We start from the raw sequence: 17025 nt of genomic DNA, 5'->3' as shown, positions 1-17025 counted from the left end.
GCACCATGCCCTGTCTAGATCTTGCCCGATGCAACGTCTGTCCCCCAATGCAGGGAGAGCCCGTGCCTGCTGCCTCTAGGCTGCGGTTGCGCGGCCAAAATAATGGTCGGCCACAACCGGATCGTTGGCCAGGGCAGAGGCCTCGCCCTGATGGACGATGCGGCCCTGCTCGATGACCGCCGCATTCGCCGCCGTTTCCAGTGCAAGGCGCGCATTCTGCTCGACGAGAAGGATCGTCAGACCCTCCTTGTTCAACCGGATCAGCGCGTCGAAAACTTCGCGAATGATCACCGGCGCAAGACCAAGACTAGGTTCGTCGAGAAGAAGCACGCGCGGTCGTCCCATCAGTGCACGGCCGATCGCCAGCATCTGCTGCTGCCCACCCGAAAGAAGGCCCGCGAGCTGATTACGACGCTCTGCGAGGATGGGAAACAAGCTATGCACCTGATCCAGATCAGAGGCATCGCTGCCACGCACACCTGAAGCCTGGCGCCCGAGCTGAAGGTTCTCCGCAACGGTCAACGGCCCGATGACACGTCGGCCCTCCGGCACCTGGATCAGGCCGGAGCGGGCTATCAGATGCGCCGCACGACCGCTGATGACTTCGCCTTCGAGCTGGATGCGACCCTGTGCTATGGGAACGATGCCGCTTGCTGCATTAAGAAGCGTCGACTTGCCGGCGCCGTTCGGGCCGATCAGGGCGAAGATCTCACCCTTCTTCACCTGGAGGCTGGCGCCGCGCAGAGCGCGGATTCCCTTGTAGGACACGGAAAGGTTTTCGATCGTCAGCATGGTCAGGCTCCGAGGTAGGCTTCTATGACCTTCGGATTCTGGCCGACCGCGTCCGGGTCGCCCTCCGCGATCAATTGACCGGAAGCGAGCACGTAGATGTGCTGGCAAAGCGACATGACGAACCGCATATTGTGCTCGATGAGCAGGATCGCCACGCCTTGCTGCGCAACCGAGCGGAAGATGTCGGCAAGGCTGTGTGCCTCGGTATCGTTCATGCCCGCCACCGGTTCGTCCAGCAGCAACACCGCCGGGTCCATGGCCAGAGCGCGCATCATCTCGATACGACGCTGATGGCCATAGGAGAGGCTGCCGGCCGGATGTTTCGCCAGCCCCGTCATACCGAAACGCTCAAGCAGTGCGCTTGCCTTGTTCTCCAATTCCCGCCTTTCGCGAACCGCCGACGGCAGGCCAAGCAGATTTGCCAGCGTCCCCACCTTTTCATGGCGATGGAAGCCGGCAACGACATTGTCGAGAACACTGGCATCGCCGATGAGGCGGATATTCTGGAAAGTGCGCGCCACCCCGGCACGCGCCAACATCGGCGCATCCGCCTCCGTGACATCCTCGTCACCAACCAGAATGCGGCCGCGCGTCACTTTGAGCAGCCCGGTGATCATATTGACCACCGTGGTCTTGCCGGCACCGTTCGGTCCGATGAGGCCGGTGATGCGCCCGGCCGGAGCGGTCAGGCTCACTCCATCAACGGCAGGCAGGCCGCCGAAGCTGCGGGCAATATCGTCGAGTACGAGCGCTTTCATATCGTCACCGCCTTGGCTTTCGTGCTCGCCAGTGTAATGCGCCTTCGTCTCAACGTGCCGATCAACGTGTCCGCAACGCCCCGTGGCAGGAAGATGATCGAGAGCATCAAAAGCGCTCCCTGCACCACGGTGCGATATTCCTGCAGTCCGCGCAGCAGTTCGGGAAGTGCAGTCAGCACAACGGCACCGACGATGGGTCCCCACACAGAGACCCGCCCGCCAAGCACGACCATGGCCAGCACCATCACCAGCATGTTGAAGCCGTATTCGTTGGGCGTGATCGAGTAGCTCGTATAGGCATGCAGTCCACCCGCGAGCCCAGCGATCGCTCCCGACAGGATGAAGGCAATCATGTGATGCTTCGGCACGGAAATGCCAAGCGACACGGCAACGGTCTCGTCCTCGCGTATGATATCGAAGGCGCGCCCGATACTCGTGGAACCCATCGCAGACATCAGGTAGGTCACGACGGCAACAGCACAGAACATCCCGAACAGGCCAATGGTCTTGGGGATGCTGTTGATGCCGAGAGCCCCTTCCGTCACATCGACCCAGTTGAGCGTGATGGACAGCACGATCTGGACCAGAGCAAGCGTTGCCAGTGCCTGGAACACGCCACGGAGGCGGGCCAAAGGTACCGCGACAAGCGCGCCAGCCACCGTGCCAAGCCCGACGGCGGCAATCAGGCCCAACCAGGCCGGCATGCCGAGCTTCGTCACCATGATCGCCGCGGCATAGGCACCGAGAGCGGCAAAGGCAGCAGTGCCGAGCGAGAAAACACCTGCCCGCAGAACCACGTACTGGCTGAACGCAAGCAACGCGTTGAACAAAGCGAGTTCAAGGAGCGGTGTGTACGAATTGAAAAAGGACATCATCTGCGTGTCACCCTAGCGACTGCGCTCGCACCGCCGAAAAGCCCGGTAGGCCTGACGAGCAGGACGAGAAAGAGTGTTGAGAAGACGAGAGCATCGGCAAGCCCGGCCGAGAGATAGGCAACCGTCAGCGTCTGGATGATGCCGATCAGCAGGCCAGCGATAAGCGCACCTGGAATGCTGCCCAATCCACCCAGAATAATCACGACAAAGGCTCGCAGGAGAAGCGGTTCGCCCATCATGAAATGCACCGAGTTGAAGACGATGCCGATGAGAACGCCTGCGATACCGGCCAATGCTCCGGAGATGAAGAACACCTGGAAATTGATTGCCGTCGGGTTGATGCCGAGCAGCTTGGAGGTGTGCTCGGAAACCGCCACCGCCCGGATCTGGCGTCCGAAGCTGGTCCGGTAGAGATAATAAAGCAGCCCGACGACCATCAGGACGACGATCGCTATGATGACCAGCTGCAGCAGCTGGATGCGCAGGCCGAAGAAGTTGAACGCCACGATGGGAAAGATGTCGAAGGGAAAGCGCATCACGCGCGTAGCGGTGAGTTGCTGAGCCAACGACAGAAGGATCAAACTCGCCCCGATCGAGGAGACGATCGACGAGAATTCAGGCGCCCCTTGCTTGCGCAATGGTCTGAACGCCGTCCAATCGAGAATAACCGAAACCAGACCTCCTCCCAATGCGCCGATGAGCACCGCAACGGGAAAAGGCACGTCGAACAGCGTAACCGCATAGAGCCCTGCGAAAGCACCCCACATGAATATGGTTCCATGCGCCATGTTCATGATGTGATTGACGCCAAAGATCAGCGTGAAACCAAGGGCGAAGAGACCATAGACGCTACCGACGACGATACCGTTCAAAAGCTGCTGCATCAGCATGGCGTGTACCCACTCGGCCGAGTGAGCCGACCGGATTTCGCAAAGGCGTTAACGCCGGTGTGCAATGGTGACGTATGTCGACCTCCCAGCATCGTCTGGGTACTGACTACCATAGATATTCCTCCCTGAGTGCTCGCCTTCGAACATTATCGGCGATGACCCATTCCTCCTCCAGATTGGGTGTAGATTCTAGCCCATATCTGAGTTGGATGTGTCACTGCGATAGGGGACCGGACCAACGGACCCCAAGCCGCTATCTGCCAACGGAATGATGCTTTTGCGTGCGACGGCTTATCAAGGCTCTTTCCTTGGTAACCCTGCGGTCTGCAGGCGCATTGGCAACTCTTCCATGAGAGTCTTTCTGCGACCCGCATCGAGGTCATGCCACTCAAAAACTTCCTCAATCGTCCGCCCGCAGCCTGTGCAGAAGCCCAAATCCTTGTCCTGTCTGCAAATGCGAACACATGGCGTTTCGATATGTGTCACTCGGACGCTCCGCTCCACGGTTCGCTTTAGGGGTTGATGTTCGGCAAAGCGCGAACCGCAAGCCTCTGCTTACGATCCCTGTGCATGAGATAGAGCCCTCCCGCGACGATGATCGACGAGCCGGCGACGGTCCATCTGTCCGGCATCTGCCCGAAGACGAAATAGCCGAAGCACAAGGTCCAAAGCATCTGGAGGTATGCATAGGGCGCGATGGCCGAGGCGGCCGCGACCCGATAGGCCTTGAGAAGGAGCCAGTGGCCGAGTGAGCCTGAGACCCCAAGCGCCAGCAGCACACACCACTGGGCTGCATTTTCGGGAAGCGAGCCGATCGACGGGATCACCGGCAGCATCGCCAGAACTGCAACGATCGCCGGTATCAGAAGCAGGCTTTCCTCGGTTTCGGTGGCGCTCATCCAGCGTGTCATAATGGCAAAGAAACAGTAGGAAAGCACCGAAAGGCCGGCGAAGAGATGCCCCGTCTGGAGGCCTCCGAACCCAGGCCGGGTTACCACCAGAACGCCGACAAAGCCGACCAGGATCGCGACCCAGCGCTGCCAGTCGATCTTCTCTCCGAGCAAAGGTCCAGCCAGTGCGGTGATGACCAGTGGCGCGGCGAAGGCGATCGACACCATCTCGACAAGTTGGAGCGTGAGAAGCGAGGAGAACCCCAGAATGCCAGATGCCAAAAGCAATATGCCGCGCAATATGTGCATCGGCAGGTTCGCGACGCGCAGACGCGACGGCCGTGTCGGAATGCGCAACAAGGCCACCACGACGATCATGTGAACGCCGAACCTCACCCAGCTCGCGAATGCCGGCTGCATCCCCTCGAGCACCAGATATTTGGCGCCGGCGTCGGTGCATGAAAAGGCGAAGAATGCGCCGAATACACAAAAGATCGCCGAAAGCGGTGTGCTGTTGGTCTCGAACGTTGCCCCACTCACACTGCCGACCTTTCGCTCTTGTTGAAGTGTCGGCCGCCTATTTGTTTGCGTAGAACTTCTGCACCATCAGGGCTTGTGAGAGACCACCATCGCAATTCACCTCCTGCGCGGTGATGAAGGATGCTGCAGGCGACGCAAGGAAGACGACCGTGTCTGCGAGTTCCCCGGCCACACCCAGGCGCCCAAGCGGGATCTTCGCTTCGCGGTCTGCCATAACGGCTGGCGTCATGTTCGAACGCGTCAACGGTGTGTCGATGGTTCCCGGACTGACGACATTCACACGCACGCCGTCCTTGGCCCATTCGAGCGCCATCTGCCGCGTCAGCGAAATGAGTGCAGCCTTGCTTGGCCCGTAGGCACCGCCATTGGGATAGCCCCGGCCACCGGCGAGCGACGCGATGTTGACGATTGCAGCGGCATTGCTTTTGCGCAGATGCGGCAGACAGGATCGCCCAAGTATCAGGGCTGCATCCACATTGACGAGGAACGAGGTCCGCCAATCATCAAGCGAACAGTCCTCCAGCGACGCAGGGAAGATGACGCCTGCAGAGTTGATAAGGATATCCAGCTTGCCGTATGTCGCGATCGTCTCCGCAATCGCACTGTCGATGTCATTCTGGGCCGAGACATCCATCGTCACGGCGATCGCCGCGCCACCATCCCTGACGATTTCAGAGGCTACACGCTCAGCCGGCTCTTTACGGCGATCGGCGACCACAACAGACGCGCCATTTGCCGCAAGAACCTTTGAAGTCGCCTCACCGATGCCGCTACCGCCGCCCGCCACCAGTGCGACCAGCCCCTTGACCAGAGAGTTGCTCATCCAGTCGATCGAACGCGAATTTGCAACGTCGCTCTTTGCCATGGGACTACTCCTTGCGTGAAGACATTCAGGTTTCGACGACCACGCAAAGATCCGTTGCCATGACGGGAGCGTCAGTCAGAATCCTGTTAGCGTTCCGCAGGGCTTGCCGCTGTACCTTTCGGGTGGGACCCGAAGTGCATGCGCGCGTTGTCTGCTATCGGGTTTTGGCTTCGTGCGCGGCGATTGGGAGGGCAGTTCTGTAGACAACCTGTTTCAGCGCGAAACTGCTCTGGATATTTGCTATGCCGGAAATCCGGGTCAGCGTGGATTTCAAAAAGCGTTCATAGGCAAAGAGATCGGCAGCAACGATGCGGAGCAGATAGTCGCTGGTCCCAGTCATGAGATAGCACTCCATGACCTCGGGATATTTCATCACCGTCGCCTCGAATTCCTCAAGTTCAGCCTCGGCCTGACGCTGCAAAGTCACATTGACGAAAACACTGACCGGCAATCCGACCAGCACCTGGTCGACGTGGGAGGCGTATCCTTTGATGATGCCGTCGCGTTCGAGCCGCTTGACGCGGCGCAGGCACGGCGTCGCCGAAAGACCAACTCTGTCCGCCAGATCATTGATCGTTATACGGCCGTCAGCCTGCAGATTGGCAAGGATATTGCGATCAATCGTATCCAGCGTCATTTGGAGGATTCCATTTGTTTTTCCGTTTTTATGGCATCTTTCAACTAATTTGATGTCCCCCTCCGTTTCCTTTGCAGGGATTCACTCCGCCGTTCCAGCATAGACTCTTGCGACCTATCGGGAGGAAGCTTCATGACGGCGTTGCGCAAATTCGACACGACCAATCACAGCGGCGAGGAACGCGCTTCGCTGATCGAGACACTGCGTGAACTTGAAAAGCGCGCACTCTGGCTATCGACATGGATGATCCACAACGCCAATGCGATCCGTCCATCGCGTGATGGACTGAAGGTCGGCGGGCATCAGTCCTCCAGTGCGTCGCTGGTTACCCTGATGACGGCTCTCTATTTTCACACCTTGCGGCCGGAAGATCGTGTGGCCGTAAAGCCGCATGCATCGCCCGTCTTTCACGCGATCCAGTATCTGCTCGGCCGTCAAAGCCGCGACCAGCTGATAAATTTCCGCGGACTGGGTGGCGCGCAATCCTACCCTTCCCGCACCAAGGATTCCGTAGACGTGGATTTCTCGACAGGTTCTGTCGGGCTTGGCGTCGCGGCGACGCTTTTTGCCTCGCTAGCGCAGGATCTCGTGATGGGGCGTGACATGATGTCTGCAGGCCGGCGGCCCGGCCGGATGATTGCCCTGATGGGCGATGCGGAACTCGACGAAGGCAATATTTTCGAAGCTGTACTCGAAGGCTGGAAGCACGACGTACGCAATCTTTGGTGGATCGTCGACTACAACCGCCAAAGCCTGGACGGCGTCATAAACGATCAGCTTGCGCCGAAATTCCTCAATCTGTTCGAGAATTTCGGCTGGCGCACGGTCACGTTGAAATACGGCAAAAAGCTCGAAGCAGCACGCCACGGCCCCTCAGGCGAGGCATTGCTCGACTGGATCGACAGATGCCCTAACCAGCTTTATTCGGCGCTCTCCTTCAAGGGCGGCGGGGCTTGGCGCGAAAGGCTGAAGATCGATCTTTCCGGCGCGTCAGGTCTGGGAGCGCTGCTCGATGCGCATGACGACAACGCCCTTGGCGAGTTGATGTGCAATCTGGGCGGACATGATCTCGCCACCATCCTCGACGCCTTCGATGCCTCGGCCGACGAACAGCCAACACTGTTCCTGGCATACACGATCAAGGGCCATCGCCTGCCGCTGGCCGGACACAAGGACAATCATGCAGGGCAGCTTACGGCCACCCAGGTAGAAGCCTTCCGCGCGACGTCCGACGTTCGTGCAGGACGCGAGTGGGAACCTTTCGAAGGGATAGCGATCCCGCAACGGCGACTGCAAGCATTTCTGGAGAACGTTCCTTTCGCCGCACGCAAAAGCGAGCGCTCAGCGCCGGCGGTTGGCGTCCCGCCTATTGCCGTTCCGGACGGGCGCGAGATGTCCACGCAGGAGGCTTTCGGCAAGATCATGACGACACTGGGACGCGAAGGCGGTGCGCTGGCGGACAGGATCGTCACCACCTCGCCGGATGTCACCGTGTCCACCAACCTCTCTGGATGGGTGAACCGCCGCGGACTGTTCAATCGCTTCCAGAACGCCGACATCTTTCAGGTGGAGAAGGTTCCTTCCGTGCAGAAATGGCAGGGCAAGCCGTCTGGCCAGCACATGGAGCTCGGCATTGCCGAGAACAATCTTTTCCTGATGCTTTCGCAACTCGGGCTTTCCCATGACTTCTTCGGAACCCGCCTGCTGCCAGTGGGAACGGTCTACGACCCTTTCATCAATCGTGGCCTCGATGCGCTGATCTATGCCTGTTATCAGGACTCCCGCTTCATGCTGACGGCGACACCGTCCGGCATCACCTTGGCTCCGGAAGGCGGTGCCCATCAATCCGTCAACACACCGCTGATTGGCATGGCGCAGGATGGCCTCACCTATTTCGAACCGGCATTCGCCGACGAACTCGCCACGATCATGGAATGGGGCTTCGGCTACATGCAGGATGAGGAAGGCGGCTCGGTCTATCTGCGGCTTTCGACCCGCGCACTCGAACAACCGCAACGGCAGTTGAGTGAAGCCGACCGGCGCGACATCGTCAACGGCGCCTACTGGTTGCGACGGCCAGATCCTGGCGCGAACCTCGCCATCGCATATTGCGGCGCAATCGCGCCTGAAGCGATCCACGCGGTGAGCGCTTTTGCCGGCCGTTCGCCGGGACCCGGCATTCTGGCCATTACCTCCCCCGACCATCTCTACCGGGGGTGGGACGAGGCTTGCCGCAGACGCAGGCAGGGCGAGGCAGACGTCACCTCACATATAGAGACATTGCTGGAGGCCCTGCCTCGCGACGCGGGCATCGTTACCATGCAGGATGGCCATCCGACGGCACTCGCTTGGCTCGGCAGCGTGCAGCGCAATCCGGTTCACGCACTCGGCGTCAATCGCTTCGGCCAATGCGGCGACCTGACGGACCTCTATCGCATCTATGGTCTGGACGCCGATGCCGTGGAGGATGCTGCGCGAGAACTGGCCGCACGCAGATAACAGGAACTTCGCGTTCCACTCGAAGCATGGCCGCGTAAAGCGGCCATTATTCTTTGACGAGTTTTCGATGCGGCAGGCCAAGCTTTTCGACCGTCAATTCGACATTCGCCCCCGCTCGAAGGGACACCCGACCAAATCGTAGAAGCTAGTCTGCCTGCAAAAAGCGCCGGCAAGTCGCCGGCCATGTGAAAGGCAGGACAATGGCAGGACGCTTGGACGGCAAGGTTGCAATAATTACAGGTGGCGTTTCCGGTATGGGACTGGCTGCGACCGAGCTCTTCATAAAGGAAGGTGCCAAGCTGGTCATCGCTGACATCCAGGCTGAGAAAGGTCTGGCGCTGGAGCAGCGTTTTCCCGGCCAGCTTCGTTTTTCGCGCTGCGACATTCGCAGCGAGGAAGACATCGCCGCAGCGGTAGCTCTGGCAGTCGACAGTTTCGGCGGGCTTGACGTGATGTATCACAATGCCGGTGCCGTCGGAGACAATTCCAGCATCGAGGACATGTCGACGGCGGGTTGGGACGACACGCAGAACCTGCTCCTTCGCAGCACGATGCTGACCATCAAGCACGCGATCAATCCGATGAAGAAGCGGGGTAAAGGCTCCATCATCCTCACCTCCTCCGCAGCGGCGGTCGCCCTCGGCGGTTCGGGTCCCTTCGCTTATACGGTCGCCAAGGCCGGCGTCATTTCCGCCGGCCGCTATGCCGCCTTCGCGCTCGGGCAGCACAGTATCCGCGTCAATATCATTGTTCCCGGCGCATTCCCGACCTCCATCTGGAGCGGACATATCGGCGGCGACGCCGATATGGGTGACCGCCTCGGACTGGACCTTGGCCGCTTCGCCAGGATGCAGGTTCTCCCCCAGGCAGGCGATCCACGCAATATCGCAGACGCAGCCCTATTCCTGGCCTCTGAAGCTTCCGACTTCATTACCGGCGTCGCATTACCGGTGGACGGTGGCCTCACCTTGCATCGAGGCCCGGAAGCATCGGCCAGCGGTCAGCTCGGAGCGGTCAACGCCGCCGCCGAACAACTGGAACGCGCGTAGTTTTCGCGACCGCACCGAAAGCCAAAGGCGGAGTCCGATGTTGTCGAATTCCGCCTTTTCACCAACGTGCGGCTGTTTCTGCTTAGTTTTGCAACTCTCGACCAGCGGATGAGGCAATGTCACGGGCAGCGATATAGCCGAAGGTGAGGCCGGGGCCGAGGCTGGAACCGCCGGCGGGATAAAGACCGCGTGTCATCGAATTCATGTCGAGACCAACCGCATAGAGCCCGCGAATGACGTCTCCTGTCTTATTCAATACCCGTGCTTTCTCATCGGTATTGAGGCCCGCAACCGAGCTGAGATCGCCGGGAATGAGAACGATGGCATAAAATGGAGGCTTCAGTATCGGTGCAAGGCTCGGGTTCGGCTTGTTCTCCTGATCGCCGCGAAACCGCGAATGGGCGTCGACACCCCGCGCGAAATCAGGGTCTTCTCCATTGACCGCATGACGGTTGAACTTCGCGACCGTTTCTTCAAGCGTCTTCGCATCGACGCCGATCCTGCCGGCGAGCGCCTCGATAGACGGGGCTTCGATGAGATACCCATTGTCGAGCCATGGTCGCACCGGATAGGGGAACGGCCGCGCCAGGCCCATGCCGTAGGTCCGCAGGAATTGACGATCCGCGATCATATGCACGTTGGGCAGGCCAAGCTGCTGCATCTTCATGACGAAGTTCTGGTAGGAATCCGCCTCGTTGACGAAGCGCTTTCCCGAAGGATCGACGGCGATCGAACCCGGCATATAGCGGTCGATCATGATGTGCGGGAACTTTGCCAGCGAGCCGTCGGGCAGACGTGATGTCGAAACTGGAATGAAGATGCCGTTGGATGGGTTCGTCGTAACGAGGTTGCCGCCCGCCTCGACACCCATCTTCACGCCGTCACCAACATTGCTTTCCGGTTGAAGCGAAACATGATGTTCGGCAAGCGGCATGAACTGCTTGCGCATCTCGTCATTCGCACCGAAGCCGCCACTAGCCATTACCACGGCATGGCGTGCCCGGATCGTGGTTTCCCGATCGTCGTGAACGACCACCAGGCCAGCGACCTTGCCATCTTCGATGATCAGCCTGCGCGCAGGTGTTTCGGACCATAGCGTCACTCCAGCATCGATAGCCGATCGAAGCAGGCGGCCTGCAAGGGCGTTGCCACTAACCAGCCGGGTACCCCGGCCGTGAAGTAGCTTCTGGCCGGCATATCTGACCACCATCTTCGTCGTGTGCACGAAGCCTTTGACGGTGCGAAAGGCTTTGCGCAACGGGATGATATCCGCCCCGGCAACCTGCATGCTATCGAACACCGTGAGTTCCGGGCGTGGGCGACGCAACGCCTTGAAATACTTTCCGAGCCGACGCCCGTCGAACTCTCTCGCGAGAACGCCGCGATAATGCGAAGCTCCACCATGCTGCGGCTCATAATCCGGCGTTGCGGCCGGCACGAATTCGAGCGCCGTGTTGGCTTCCATGTAACGCAGCATGTCTGGCGCGTTGTCGACGAAGGCTTCTATCTTCGCGGCTTCATAGTGATTGCCGAGCACGCTTCTCAGATACTCGACCACCTTTTCGCGGCTGTCATCGACCCCCACGGATTTCATGTGATGGTTGTTGGGTATCCAGGCGACACCGCCGGAAAAGGCGGTGGTCCCGCCGAAAAACTTTGTCTTTTCGACCACCAGAACCTTGAGCCCTTGCTTGGCAGCAACGATTGCGGTGGTCATTCCGCCAACGCCCGAACCAACCACGATCACATCGAATTCGCTCATCAACGTACCCTGTTTTCTTCCCTTGAAGCCATGCAATTGGCTTCACCTCCGCTCAGCGACCCGGCACGACTATGATTTCTTCGACGATAAGCCGGTGCGAGGGCGGGCTGCCAACGAAATTCTTCTCGTCCGAGCGCAACTCGGCCATGTAAGAGGGTGCTGCCCAGGCCGCCTTGGCGTGATCAAGGCTGTCGAACCAGAATTCCGATATTCCATCATATGGCACAAAGCCGCCGGTCGCCTTCACCGTGTCGGCAAGCAAATGATGTTGAACGTAGCGGTTGGCATATTTGGTGAATGCCTCGTTCCTGCGCACCAATTCACCATGCACTTCCCTGTAGTGACGGCTGAACTCGGCAGGGCTGAGCCCTGCGCGCCGTCTCGGCAGGCTCAGTATTTTGACGCCGCGGGTCGGACCATCAACGACCACTTTCTCCTCGGCAAAGAACTGGACGCGTTGATCCGTGTCAACGAAATCGCCCTCGTCGGTTGACACTTCCTTGTTGCGCGGATCATCGCGAATCTCCGCCGACGAGGGAGCGCCGTCCTTGAGTTCGATCTGCACGAGCCCGTCCCACTGCGGTTCCGGCGTAACATCGGCAACAGCCGGCAGGACACGGTTCTGCACGTAGCGCGCTGTGTCTTTCCAGAATTCCGGGCGAGTGGAGATAACCGATGCGTGCGGCCCGTGCCAATGGTCCCGGAACGCTTGATGCGTCAGACCAGGCTTTCGTTTCAAGAATACGAATTTACGGATCATGTTAAGCTATACCCTTGAATGCCGTGCAGACGAGGCTGGCCTCGCCTGCGGTCAAAACATCAATCCCCGCACTTGTCAGGCTGGCGTCACCCGTAAGGGCAGCCTGCCCAGGGTCCGAAGCTGATTGTGGATGAGATATTCGGGCTCGCCTGCCAGTTCGATCGTGGCCACCCGCGCGACGAGTTCGTTGAGAATGCACTCGGCCTCCAACCGAGCGACATTCTGGCCGATGCAATTATGCGTCTCGGCACCGAACGACATATGGATGTTGGCGGTGTTGCGCATGACGTCGAACGTGTCGGGATTTTCCCATTTGCGCGGGTCGCGGTTTGCCGCGCTCGGAAACGTCGCGATCTTCGTATTGGCTTTCAGAAAGCAGCCGCCCAGTTCCGTGTCGCAGGCCGTCGACCTGTAGACAAGATGGTTCGGAGCTTCGAAACGCAGCCCCTCGTCGAATGCGAAGCGAACCCGTGCCGGATTCTCCTTCAGGATCGTCCACTGGTCCGGGTTCTGCGCAAGCTGGCTGACAGTCGTGCTGATGCCGCTGATCGTCGTGTCCATGCCGCCACGGACCAGAGACCGCGTGATGTTGGATGCGATACCCGCCGGAAGCTCGCCGGCCTCCTCGGCCTTGAAAAACTGGTCGGCGATCGAGTCGGGCGACACGCTGTCGGCCTGGCATGCGGCCATGAACCAATCCATGTAGGGCTCGCCAGCAGCCAAGCCCTTATAATAAAGTTCATTCTTCGGCCCGGTCTGGTTGAACGACATATAGCCGATCGCGCGGATTGCATCGGCATCGAATCGGATGCCCATGGCGACAGGAAAGCCGCCGAACACGACGGCCTCGACCAGATCATGGATGCCGTCGAACTCCCTCATGTCGAGGATGCGGTCGACTGCCTCCTTCGCCTTCTGCTCAAACAGCGAACGCCATTTGCGGATGATAAGCGGCGACATGATCTTGTTGGCAACGCGGCGCGTGTCGGTATGCTGCGGCGGATCGACCTCGACCAGTGCGCTGGGCGGCCGGCCGTCGAAACCCGGTTGGCGCGCATCGGTGATGCCGACACCGCTTTCGGCTGTGAACCGCGTATAATCCGTCACCACCTCGCGGAGTTCATCATATCGGCCAACGCCGTAGATGCCGTATTTCGCTATCCGCACCACCGGGCCTGTGGCGAGTACTTCACGATAGAAAGGGAGCGGATTCGACAGCACTTCCATCGAATAGGGGTCGAGATCGAGAATCGGCGGCTCGATTGTTTCCGACTTCCGGGCAGCTACACTCATTCCATCCTCCGCACGAAACAAACCGCGATCACGGTGTCAATGAGTTGCAATGCTAGACGAGCAGCGTCGAAACGCCGTCCCCCAAACATGGGACCAGAGTCGGTTGTAGACCTTCACGTCCCCAGGAGCGGGACACTCAAACGCCCACAAACAACCTATTCACTTTCCGCAGAGGTATGAGCGAAACACGAAATCACGGGAGGCCTACAATGAGGACCGCAAGCATCACCGAGCATTTCGTTCGAACAGGCACGCGCGAGACCTTCTATCTTCAATGTGGACCGAATGACGGGCCGGTGATCGTCTTCATCCACGGCTGGCCCGAACTCGCGATAAGCTGGCGTCACATTCTGCCGTGCTTCGGAGCCCTCGGCTTCCGGGCGATTGCCCCCGACATGCGCGGCTATGGCCGTTCTGCCATCCATCGCACCCACGACGCCTACACCCAGGAGCATATCGTTGCGGATATGGTGGCGCTTCTCGACGCTCTAGGTGCGGAAAAGGCGATATGGGTCGGACATGACTGGGGAACCGCGACAGTGTGGGGCATAGCCAGTCATCATCCCGAGCGCTGCCACGGCGTGGCCAATCTCTGCGTCCCCTACCGCACGATCGAGCGCGGCGTGGAAGCGCTCCTGCCGCTTGTCGACCGGGCGATCTATCCGGACGAAAAATATCCGTGGGGGCAGTGGGCCTATATGCGTTTCTATCACGAGCGTTTTCAGCGCGCGACGGGTGTCTTCGAGGCCGATCCCTATGCGGCGATCAAGGCTCTGTTCAGGCGCGGCAATCCTGAAGCCCTCGGCAAACCCAGCAGCCACGTGAAGGTCTTCGATGCGGGCGGCTGGTTCGGCGGCGTGGATCGTGCCCCTGATCTTGTGCGTGATGAAACCGTCATCTCGGAAGAGGAGCTTTGTGCTTATGCCGAGAGCCTGTCACGAAATGGTTTCTTCGGACCCGATTCCTATTACATGAACGACGCTGCCAATTTCGCTTATTCGGAAAAATCCGTGAACGGCGGCTATCTCGACATGCCGGTTCTGTTCATTGCCGGGCGCTACGATATCACCTGCGAATCCGTCGATTCACGCCTTGCCGATCCCATGAAAGCCTTCTGCCGAGACCTGACCACCGATGTCGTCATGTCAGGACACTGGATGGCTCAGGAAAAGCCCGTTGAGGTCAATGCCATCCTAGCACAATGGCTGGCAACGAAGGTCCCGCAGTCCTGGCCAATCCATCATTGACCTGAAGTCACCCGACGAGGGACAGACTTGCCGCCCTCCTTTTCGAACACTGGTTCGTCCGACGCATTTTGCGGCGGTTGGAGGAGAACCCATGAAAATGAAATTCATCGCGAGTATGGCAACAGCACTCGCACTATCAGTCGCAACGACAGCAGCCGCCTTTGCTGAAACCGTCACCCTAAGATACTCTAACTGGCTGCCACAGACACTGTTCCTCTACAAGGATGTCTTCGTGCCATGGATGGCCGAAGTGGAACAGGTCACGGACGGGCGGGTCAAGTTCGAGGTCCTGCCCAAGGTCGTGGGCACCGCCGCCAGTCAGTTCGATGTCGTTCGCGATGGACTGGCCGACATCTCCTACATCAACGCTTCCTACACGCCCGGACGCTTCGTCTCGACGGAAATTGGCGAGCTTCCGCTAGGCGGCGACAATTCCTCTGTCATGTCTCCCGCATTCGACCGCACTTATCGTAAACATCTCGCGGGATTCAACGAATTTGCCGGCATCGAAGTTCTGTCGGTCTTCACCATCTCACCGATCCAGACATTCACGGCCAAGAGGCCGATCAAATCAGCCGAAGACTTTCGAGGTCTCAAACTGCGCAGTCCCAACAATACGACGACGGACGCGTTGACCCTTATGGGTGCGGTGCCGATCCACAAGACGGCCTCTGAAGCCTACGAGATGCTGGCGACAGGCGCGATCGACGGACAGACAACGATCCCGAACTCCATACCTGGGTTCAATCAGCTCGAACTTCTCAAATATGTGATGGTAATTCCCGGTGGACTGGCCAATTCGATCGGCCTTATGGGCGTAAATAAGGACAAATGGGCCGAGATTTCCGAGGAGGATCAAAAGGCAATACTTGCGGTCTCAACCGAGAAATTGGCTGAAGCGGTGGGTACCGGTTATACGAAGGCTGACGAGGAGGCTTTCGGCATCATGCGTGAGGCCGGCTATGAGATCGACACGGCAAACCCCGAAATGGTGACGAAGTTTGCCGAATTGTTGAAGCCTGTCGAAGTGAACTGGATTGCCAGGGCAAAGGAAAAGGGCATTCCCGACCCGGAAGGCCTGTTGGCTGCCTTCCGTGCGGAAATTGTCGCCGGCTCCAAGGGACAATAGGCGCCTATGGAGAATGACGGCCTCTCCTTGGAGCCGTCATTTTCCGCAACAATTTGAACCTCTCAAGCCGCAAGGCGGCCGGCACGGGAAAGAGCCGCGCGATATTCGCTGGCGAATTTATCAACGATTTCCGCCACTGTCGCAGCGTTGCGGATCGCACCGACGCCGTGCCCCGCACTCCATATATCCCGCCAGGCTTTCGCGCTTCCGAGCAAATCGCCATAGTCAGCTTCAGGACGATCTCCACCCAGATCGATGCCGACACGTTGCAAGGATTGCCTCAAGAAGTTAGCTGGCGTCCCGGAGACTTTGTCGGTGTAGATGATGTCGGCGGAGGTCGCGTCGAGAATCATCTGCTTGTAATCGGGAACAGCCGACGCCTCTTCAGCGGGAATGAAGCAGGATCCGCAATAGGCTAGATCCGCCCCCATGAGCTGCGCCGATAGAACCGCCTGTCCTGTCGATATCGCGCCGGACAGCAGGAGTGGACCGTCCCACCAGTCCCGTATCTCCTGGATAAGTGCGAAAGGCGAAAGCGCGCCCGCATGCCCGCCCGCTCCCGCCGCCACGGCGATCAAGCCGTCCGCACCACGTTCGACCGCCTTGCGGGCGTGGATGAGATTGACGACATCATGCAATACGACCCCGCCATAGGAATGGATCTCAGCGTTGACCTCTGGACGCGCACCCAGCGAGGTTATGATCACTGGCACCTTGTGCCTGACGCAGACTTCCAGCTGGGCTTCCAGAATCTGGTTCGACTTGTGGACGATCAGATTGACCGCATAGGGAGCCGAAGGATGATCGGGATGCTCCGCGTCATGCTCAGAAAGTTCACGCTCGATGCGCGTTAGCCATTCGTCGAAAATGTCCGGGGTCCGCGCGTTCAGCGCCGGCATCGAACCTACGACGCCCGCCTTGCATTGCGCGATCACCAGATCAGGCCCTGAAACGATGAACAGCGGTGCGCAAACCATAGGCAGCTTGAGCGGTTTGTTCTGTGGCGTCCAGTAATTCATGGTTTGGCTCTCCGGTCAGG

Annotated in this window: 16 protein-coding genes; 4 read left to right on the top strand and 12 right to left on the bottom strand. The window is 59.2% G+C overall.

The window, feature by feature from the left end; all coding sequences use genetic code 11:
* Nucleotides 1-75: 75 nt before the first annotated feature.
* The 8 genes from G6N74_RS26325 to G6N74_RS26290 all read right to left on the bottom strand — a co-directional run bounded on the left by G6N74_RS26325 (nt 76) and on the right by G6N74_RS26290 (nt 6247).
* Nucleotides 76-792, bottom strand: a complete 717-nt coding sequence (locus G6N74_RS26325; RefSeq protein WP_165120964.1) for an ABC transporter ATP-binding protein — start codon at nt 790-792, stop codon at nt 76-78.
* A 2-nt stretch (nt 793-794) separates the two neighbouring features.
* Complete coding sequence (locus G6N74_RS26320) at nt 795-1550, bottom strand: ABC transporter ATP-binding protein (RefSeq protein WP_165120963.1); 756 nt, start codon at nt 1548-1550, stop codon at nt 795-797.
* Nucleotides 1547-2425, bottom strand: a complete 879-nt coding sequence (locus tag G6N74_RS26315) for a branched-chain amino acid ABC transporter permease (protein ID WP_165120962.1) — start codon at nt 2423-2425, stop codon at nt 1547-1549. Before G6N74_RS26315 ends, G6N74_RS26320 begins: the two co-directional genes overlap by 4 nt.
* On the bottom strand, nt 2422-3315 hold the full coding sequence (locus tag G6N74_RS26310; RefSeq protein ID WP_165120961.1) for a branched-chain amino acid ABC transporter permease: 894 nt from the start codon (nt 3313-3315) through the stop codon (nt 2422-2424). The genes G6N74_RS26315 and G6N74_RS26310 overlap by 4 nt, the downstream gene beginning before the upstream one ends.
* 294 nt (nt 3316-3609) lie before the next feature.
* The gene (locus G6N74_RS31575) at nt 3610-3801 is read right to left on the bottom strand and encodes a DUF1289 domain-containing protein (RefSeq protein WP_165120960.1); all 192 of its coding nucleotides are present in this window, start codon (nt 3799-3801) and stop codon (nt 3610-3612) included.
* A gap of 26 nt (nt 3802-3827) precedes the next feature.
* Nucleotides 3828-4745 carry a DMT family transporter gene (locus tag G6N74_RS26300; protein ID WP_165120959.1) on the bottom strand — a complete coding sequence of 306 codons (918 nt, stop codon included), beginning with the start codon at nt 4743-4745 and terminating at the stop codon, nt 3828-3830.
* Nucleotides 4746-4782: 37 nt separating this feature from the next.
* A complete protein-coding gene (locus G6N74_RS26295) occupies nt 4783-5610 on the bottom strand; it encodes an SDR family NAD(P)-dependent oxidoreductase (RefSeq protein WP_165120958.1) in 828 nt (275 codons plus the stop codon).
* Nucleotides 5611-5764: 154 nt separating this feature from the next.
* Complete coding sequence (locus tag G6N74_RS26290) at nt 5765-6247, bottom strand: Lrp/AsnC family transcriptional regulator (RefSeq protein ID WP_165120957.1); 483 nt, start codon at nt 6245-6247, stop codon at nt 5765-5767.
* A 132-nt stretch (nt 6248-6379) separates the two neighbouring features.
* On the opposite strand from G6N74_RS26290, the gene G6N74_RS26285 reads away from it, so the two are divergent.
* Both G6N74_RS26285 and G6N74_RS26280 read left to right on the top strand, forming a co-directional pair.
* Nucleotides 6380-8746, top strand: coding sequence for a thiamine pyrophosphate-binding protein (locus G6N74_RS26285; RefSeq protein WP_165120956.1), 2367 nt, complete (start codon nt 6380-6382; stop codon nt 8744-8746).
* Between the two features lie 200 nt (nt 8747-8946).
* Nucleotides 8947-9795 carry an SDR family NAD(P)-dependent oxidoreductase gene (locus G6N74_RS26280; protein WP_165120955.1) on the top strand — a complete coding sequence of 283 codons (849 nt, stop codon included), beginning with the start codon at nt 8947-8949 and terminating at the stop codon, nt 9793-9795.
* 82 nt (nt 9796-9877) lie between these two features.
* Here the strand turns inward: G6N74_RS26280 and G6N74_RS26275 are convergent, their stop codons facing one another.
* The 3 genes from G6N74_RS26275 to G6N74_RS26265 form a co-directional block, all read right to left on the bottom strand.
* Nucleotides 9878-11557: an FAD-dependent oxidoreductase gene (locus G6N74_RS26275; RefSeq protein WP_165120954.1), complete on the bottom strand. Its 1680-nt coding sequence runs from the start codon at nt 11555-11557 to the stop codon at nt 9878-9880.
* A 52-nt stretch (nt 11558-11609) separates the two neighbouring features.
* Entirely contained in the window at nt 11610-12317 is a 708-nt protein-coding gene (locus G6N74_RS26270) for an EthD domain-containing protein (RefSeq protein ID WP_165120953.1), read from the bottom strand.
* 75 nt (nt 12318-12392) lie between these two features.
* The gene (locus G6N74_RS26265) at nt 12393-13610 is read right to left on the bottom strand and encodes a cytochrome P450 (RefSeq protein ID WP_165120952.1); all 1218 of its coding nucleotides are present in this window, start codon (nt 13608-13610) and stop codon (nt 12393-12395) included.
* A gap of 209 nt (nt 13611-13819) precedes the next feature.
* On the opposite strand from G6N74_RS26265, the gene G6N74_RS26260 reads away from it, so the two are divergent.
* Nucleotides 13820-14857: an alpha/beta fold hydrolase gene (locus G6N74_RS26260; RefSeq protein ID WP_165120951.1), complete on the top strand. Its 1038-nt coding sequence runs from the start codon at nt 13820-13822 to the stop codon at nt 14855-14857.
* A 91-nt stretch (nt 14858-14948) separates the two neighbouring features.
* On the top strand, nt 14949-15986 hold the full coding sequence (locus G6N74_RS26255) for a TRAP transporter substrate-binding protein (protein ID WP_165120950.1): 1038 nt from the start codon (nt 14949-14951) through the stop codon (nt 15984-15986).
* Between the two features lie 62 nt (nt 15987-16048).
* Here the strand turns inward: G6N74_RS26255 and G6N74_RS26250 are convergent, their stop codons facing one another.
* Nucleotides 16049-17005 (bottom strand): NAD(P)H-dependent flavin oxidoreductase, encoded by a 957-nt coding sequence (locus tag G6N74_RS26250; RefSeq protein WP_165120949.1) that lies wholly within the window; start codon nt 17003-17005, stop codon nt 16049-16051.
* Between the last annotated feature and the right edge of the window lie 20 nt (nt 17006-17025).

Source organism: Mesorhizobium zhangyense (genome assembly GCF_011045115.1).
GTDB classification, from domain to species: Bacteria; Pseudomonadota; Alphaproteobacteria; order Rhizobiales; family Rhizobiaceae; genus Mesorhizobium_M; species Mesorhizobium_M zhangyense.
This window is presented reverse-complemented; position numbering and strand designations above follow the sequence as displayed.